The organism is Streptomyces sp. NPDC059861 (genome assembly GCF_042731435.1).
GTDB lineage: Bacteria > Actinomycetota > Actinomycetes > Streptomycetales > Streptomycetaceae > Streptomyces.
In genome coordinates this window covers 1-5,564 of sequence record NZ_JBHWJQ010000083.1, presented here as the reverse complement: position 1 = coordinate 5,564, position 5,564 = coordinate 1, and the positions used below count along the sequence as shown (strand labels likewise).

Sequence of the window (5,564 nt, the reverse complement as noted above, 5' to 3'; positions counted from 1 at the left end):
CTGGTATTGGTCTATCAGAGCCCGCCGCCCGTCGGCGCCCCCCGCCACCCGGGCGGTGCGCGCCGAGGGCCTTGTGCCGGGTGACCTTGCCGCTCGCGACCAGGGCCTGCTCGTCGATGTCCGCGAGGGAAACAGGCGACGGGGTAGCGGCCCGGTTCGTGGAGCAGCGTCACCTGCTCGCTGTCGGCGATCCAGGCGTCGTCGAACCTCACGCGCACACGGTGGCCCAACCGCTCGGCGAACAGCAGACGTTCGGGGAGAGGGGCCGGGGTGAGGAAGTGTCCGACGGCGCCTGGGGAGAGGGGGTCTCCTTGTCACGCGCTTGACGTCATGCGAGGACCCGTGCGAGGAAGTCGCGGATGTGCTCGGTGATGGTCTCGAGGTGGCTCTCCAGGGCGAAGTGCCCGGACTCGAGCAGGTGGACCTCGGCATCGGGCAGATCGTCGCGGAACGCCTCCGCACCGGCGGGGCCGAAGATCTCGTCGTTCGCGCCCCAGACCGCCAGCAGCGGGACCTGGGAGTCGCGGAAGTACTGGTGGACCTGCGGGTAGAGGTCCACGTTGGTCGGGTAGTCGCGGAAGAGCTTGAGCTGGATCTCGTCGTTGCCCGGGCGGTCCAGCAGCGCCTGGTCGTGCACCCAGTTGTCTGGGCTGACCAGACTGGGATCGGCGACACCGTTCACGTACTGCCAGCGGGTGATCTCGAGGGTCAGCGCGGCCCGCATGGGACCTTCGGTGTCCGGCCCCGGGGCCTGGGCGTAGGCGAAGGCGCCGTCCCAGAAGGGCTTGACGAAGCCCGCCTCGTAGGCGTTTCCGTTCTGGGTGATGATCGCCGTGATGCGGTCCGGGGACTGGAGGGCCAGACGCCAGCCGATGGGGGCGCCGTAGTCCTGTACGTACATCGCGAACCGGTCGACGCCCAGCTGCTGGAGCAGGCCGGCGGTGACGTCGGTGAGGGCGTCGAAGGTGTACGGGAAGTCCTGCGGGGTGGGCATCGCGGACTGGCCGAACCCGATGTGGTCGGGTGCGATCACGCGGTAGTGGTCGGCGAGGGCCGGGATGAGCCCGCGGAACATGTGTGAGCTGGTCGGGAAGCCGTGCAGAAGCACCACGACCGGCGATCGCGGATCGCCGGCCTCCCGGTAGAAGACCTCGAGGCCGTTGACGGTGGCGGTGCGGTGGTGCACTGAGGCAGCCATGTTTCTAACCCTTCTCTCGCACTTCGCTGGTTATGTTTCCAGTCGAGCACACGCGACATAACCCGTCAAGTCTTCCCATGGGGTTAGATGGGGAGGGAGACCGTCCAGCGGCGGGACCGTTCATGTAACCTGCAAAGCAGATCGAATCGGTTAGGAGGCGTGGCGGTGGCCGACCGAGAACCGCAGGAGACGCTGTTGGAACTTCTCAACAGCACACCCTTGATCAGCGGTGCCGTGCAGGACGAGCTGGCGGACCCGGAAGCGGCCGAGCGCTGGCAGCAGGCCCACGGCGGCACCGGAACCGTGGACGAGCTCCGCAACCTCATGCAGGCACGCGACGCCCTCCAGGACGTGGTGCGCGGCACTCGCCCCGCGACGTCGCTGGCGCCGCTCCTGGAAGGCGTGACTTCGCGTCCGCGCCTCTCCTGCGAGGGGGTGTCATGGGAGCTGGACGCCCCTGCGGAGCGGCGGCTGGCCGTGGAAGCCGTGCTGGCGTGGAGCGAGGCGCAACAGGCGCTCCCGGGCCGGCTACGACCGTGCGCCAACCCCGAGTGCCGCCTTTTCCTCATCGACCGCAGCAAGACGAACAAGGCCCGCTGGTGCTCCATGGCGGTCTGCGGCAACCGCATGAAAGCAAGGCGCCACTATCAGCGCACCAAGGGCGCCACGTCCGCATAGCGGCTCCGGCCGCCGTCTCACCGGTCGGGAACCAGGATCGGGCTGAGCGCACAGATCACCGCGCCAGTGGAGCTGCCCCGGCCGGCCGTCCCACAGGAGGTCCGCAATGGCGACGCTGCTCTCCGTGAACGTGGGCATGCCCAAGGACGTGTCCTGGCAGGGCAGGACCGTCCACACCGGAGCCTGGAAAGCCCCCGTCCAGGGCCCGCGTATGGTTCGCCGTTCGAATGTCGAGGGCGACGGTCAGGGAGATCTCGCCGGGCACGGCGGCGAGATGCGAGCCGTGCTCGTCTACCAGCTTCAGTCCTACCAGTACTGGCAGAAGCAGCTGGGCCGCGACGACTTGACCTTCGGGAGCTTCGGGGAGAATTTCACCGTCGACGGTCTGCCCGACGAACAGGTATGCATCGGCGACCGGTACCGGATCGGCGAAGCCGAGTTCGAGGTCACCCAACCCCGTGTGACCTGCTACCGCGTCGGCATGCGGCTGGGCGAACCGGCCATGGCCTCTCTACTGGTCGCCCACCACCGGCCCGGCTTCTATCTGCGAGTGATCACCGAGGGCCGCGTGCAGGCCGGCGACGCCATCACGCCGGCCCGCAAGGGCCCCGAAGAACTCAGCGTCGCCGAGACCGACGCGCTGCTCTACCTGCCCGGTCGTGACCCCGCCAAGCTGCGCAGAGCACTGAACATCCCGGCTCTCAGCCCCGGATTGGCAGCAGTCCTTCCGCGACCTGGCCGCCGCCCAGCAGCCCGGGCAGGAACCGGGATGGCCGGACGAACGCGTCGGCACCGGGCAGTCCAGGCAAGAGCCGGGATGGCCGGGCTTCAAGACCATGCGCGTGGCCCGCATCGTCCCCGAGACCCCCGCCATCTCGTCGATCTACCTCGACACCACCGACGGCCCACCCCTGCCCGAGGCCCGCCCGGGCCAGTATCTGTCCATCCGCCTGGCCGTCGGCGACCCCGCCCCCGCGGTGCGCAGCTACTCCTTGTCCTCGGTTCCCACGGCCGGCACCTACCGCATCAGCGTCAAGCACGAGCCGCACGGAAAAGTCAGCGGCTACATCCATTCCGCGCTCCACGCCGGTGACTTCGTGGACATCGCGAGTCCCCGCGGAACGTTCGTACTCGAAGGAGGCGACCGTCCCGTCGTCCTCGCCTCCGCGGGGATCGGTGTGACTCCCGTACTCGCCATGCTGCACCACCTTGCCGCCGCACGGGACCCGCGGCCCGTCTGGTGGATCCACACCGCTCGCAACGGGGCCCAGCACGCCTTCGCGGAGGAGGCCCGCGGTCTCCTGGCGCAACTCCCCGACGCGCACGAGCACATCTTCTACACCGCCGAGACCCCGCATGACGGGGAATCACACATCACCTACGGTCACCCGACCACCCTCTCGCTCAAAGCCATCGGCATTCCGGCCGACGCCGACGCGTACCTCTGCGGGCCGACGTCCTTCATGGACGGTCTCAGCGGCCTCCTGCACGAGCACGGCCTGCGCCCCGAGCGGATCCATGCGGAACAGTTCAGCGCCCTCACCGCCGTCAACCCCGGCGTCACCGCCACTGCCGCGGTGCGGCCGCACCAGCCACCCGGGCCCACGGGGACCGGCCCCCTCATCACCTTCGCCCGAAGCGGCATCACCACCCCCTGGTCAGCCGCCCACGCCTCACTTCTCGACCTCGCCGAAGCCTGCGACATCCCCACCCGCTGGTCCTGTCGCACCGGCGTCTGCCACACCTGTGTGACCCGACTCGTGGCAGGCGACGTCACCTACACCACCCCACCGCTCGAACTCCCCGAGCCGGGGACCGTCCTCGTCTGCTGCAGCGAACCGACCACCGAAGTCGTCCTCGATCTCTGATCGACGGCAACGAGGCGACGCGGCGCGCTCCGGCGCCCGCCGTCCGTCAGGCCGAAGAGTCGGCCGAAGGGCCGGCCGGAGAGTCGGTGAGGTTCAGACGCGGCGGAGGCGGATGCGGCAGGGTACGGGCGTCGGCAGCGAACAGGCCGTCGAAGGCCAGCTCCAGGTAGCGGCGCCAGGCCTGTGGTTGCGCGGCCAGCAAGGGCTCCGCCGTCTGGTGAATACCGCCGAGGAGCAGGACGATGTCCGTTCCCGTGATGTCGCAGCGGATCGCGCCCCGGTCCTGGGCGCGGACGGTGAGTGTCTCCACGATGGCACAGAGACGGTCGATGGCATCCCGCACCTCGGCATGCTGCAGCGAAGGCCGTCCGATCACCTCGCAGAACGCGCGGTCGGCGGCAAGCGTCTCGACACCGGCCGTCATGAACTCCCGTAGCGCCTCGCCCGCGTCGTCGGCCGACTTGAGCCGGTCCGCCGTGTCGAGCAGCTGATCGATCACCTGGAGCATGATCGCCGCGAGCAGGTCCTCCTTCGAGGCGAAGTGCCGGAACACGGTGCCCTTGGCGACGCCGGCGCGCTGGGCGATCTCACCCATCGACACCTCCATCCCGCGCTCGGCGAAGGCCGAGGTGGCGGCGGCCAGCAGGAGACGCCGGTTGCGCACCATGTCCGCCCTCGGACTCGAAGGCGTCGTCGTCTCGGTCATGTCTTCCTCCTCCGCGAAGAGAAGCCTACCAGCAACATGACCAGCCGGTCACGTTGGGTGCTACGGTCAACATGACCCATCGGTCATCTTCTGCTGCGCCGCTTCGGCCATCGAATCGGCCGCCCGCGGCATCCACGCACCCCGGAGGAAAAAGTGAGCACCCTTGAAGGAAAAGTCGCCCTGGTCACCGGCGCGTCGTCAGGCATCGGCCAGGCGACGGCACTCGCCCTGTCGAAGGCGGGGGCCAACGTGGTCGCCGGCGCACGCAGGACCGACCGGCTCGAAGCGCTGGCGAAGGACGCCCCCGGCGAGACACTGCCCCTCACGCTCGACGTCACCGACCAGCGGTCGGTGACGGACGCGGTCGCGGCGACCGTCGGGCACTTCGGCGCACTCGACATCGTGGTGAACAACGCGGGCGTCATGCTCAGCGGCATGATCCTCGGCGCGGACACCAGGGAGTGGACGCGCATGGTCGAGACCAACCTGCTCGGCTCGATGTACGTGGTCCACGCGGCGCTGCCCCACCTGCTCCGTTCCAAGGGCGCGGTGGTGCAGATCTCCTCGACGTCGGGGCGAACGGCATCTCCCGCCAGCGGCGCGTACGCGGCGACCAAGTTCGGCATCAACGCCTTCTCCGAGGCGTTGCGGCAGGAGGTCACCACCCAGGGCGTGCGCGTCGTCGTCATCGAGCCCGGATTCGTCTCGACAGAGCTGACCAGCCACATCACCGATGAGGCGATGCAGGCCGCGGCCAAGAACATGGCCGAGTCCATGCGCACCCTCCAGTCCGAGGACATCGCCGCCGCGGTTCTGTACGCGGTCACCCAGCCCGAGCACGTGGCCGTCAACGAGATCCTGGTCCGCCCGGCCGATCAGACCCAGTGAGGACGGGAGGTGCGGGCTCGGCGGGCGACCACTGGGCCCGCATCTCTCGCTCAGCGTTGCCCGGAAGGGCCGCGAGTGATGCAGGCCACACCGCGAGTGATGCACGCCACACCTCTCGGTGTCACAGGCGGCGGGGCTGTCCGGTCTGGAGTGCGTATCCGGAACCCGACCAGGAGATCGCCATGGAACCGCGTCTGAACTTCTTCGGCAACGCCTTCGCCGGCAA

5 protein-coding genes and 1 pseudogene are annotated in these 5,564 nt (G+C 69.1%); 4 read left to right on the top strand and 2 right to left on the bottom strand.

Annotated elements, in window-relative coordinates; genetic code table 11:
• Positions 1-328: 328 nt before the first annotated feature.
• The gene (locus ACFV6X_RS35395; RefSeq protein ID WP_385390536.1) at positions 329-1,198 is read right to left on the bottom strand and encodes an alpha/beta fold hydrolase; all 870 of its coding nucleotides are present in this window, start codon (positions 1,196-1,198) and stop codon (positions 329-331) included.
• 165 nt (positions 1,199-1,363) lie between these two features.
• Between ACFV6X_RS35395 and ACFV6X_RS35390 the strand changes: the two genes are divergently transcribed.
• The 3 genes and pseudogenes from ACFV6X_RS35390 (at position 1,364) to ACFV6X_RS35380 (ending at position 3,744) form a co-directional block, all read left to right on the top strand.
• The gene (locus tag ACFV6X_RS35390; protein WP_385390534.1) at positions 1,364-1,876 is read left to right on the top strand and encodes a CGNR zinc finger domain-containing protein; all 513 of its coding nucleotides are present in this window, start codon (positions 1,364-1,366) and stop codon (positions 1,874-1,876) included.
• Positions 1,877-1,982: 106 nt separating this feature from the next.
• A pseudogene (locus ACFV6X_RS35385) lies at positions 1,983-2,546 on the top strand (MOSC domain-containing protein); the annotation flags it as partial.
• 172 nt (positions 2,547-2,718) lie between these two features.
• Positions 2,719-3,744: a 2Fe-2S iron-sulfur cluster-binding protein gene (locus ACFV6X_RS35380; protein WP_385390533.1), complete on the top strand. Its 1,026-nt coding sequence runs from the start codon at positions 2,719-2,721 to the stop codon at positions 3,742-3,744.
• A 46-nt stretch (positions 3,745-3,790) separates the two neighbouring features.
• On the opposite strand, the gene ACFV6X_RS35375 is transcribed toward ACFV6X_RS35380, so the two are convergent.
• Positions 3,791-4,450: a TetR/AcrR family transcriptional regulator gene (locus ACFV6X_RS35375; protein WP_385390532.1), complete on the bottom strand. Its 660-nt coding sequence runs from the start codon at positions 4,448-4,450 to the stop codon at positions 3,791-3,793.
• Positions 4,451-4,603: 153 nt separating this feature from the next.
• Between ACFV6X_RS35375 and ACFV6X_RS35370 the strand changes: the two genes are divergently transcribed.
• On the top strand, positions 4,604-5,338 hold the full coding sequence (locus tag ACFV6X_RS35370; RefSeq protein ID WP_385390530.1) for an SDR family NAD(P)-dependent oxidoreductase: 735 nt from the start codon (positions 4,604-4,606) through the stop codon (positions 5,336-5,338).
• Positions 5,339-5,564 lie beyond the last annotated feature (226 nt).

What these genes read in the sequence shown, in the direction of transcription:
- ACFV6X_RS35375 (WP_385390532.1), bottom strand. Translation starts at nt 4,450, where the DNA reads ATGACCGAGACGACGACGCCTTCGAGTCCGAGGGCGGACATGGTGCGC.
- ACFV6X_RS35395 (WP_385390536.1), bottom strand. Translation starts at nt 1,198, where the DNA reads ATGGCTGCCTCAGTGCACCACCGCACCGCCACCGTCAACGGCCTCGAG.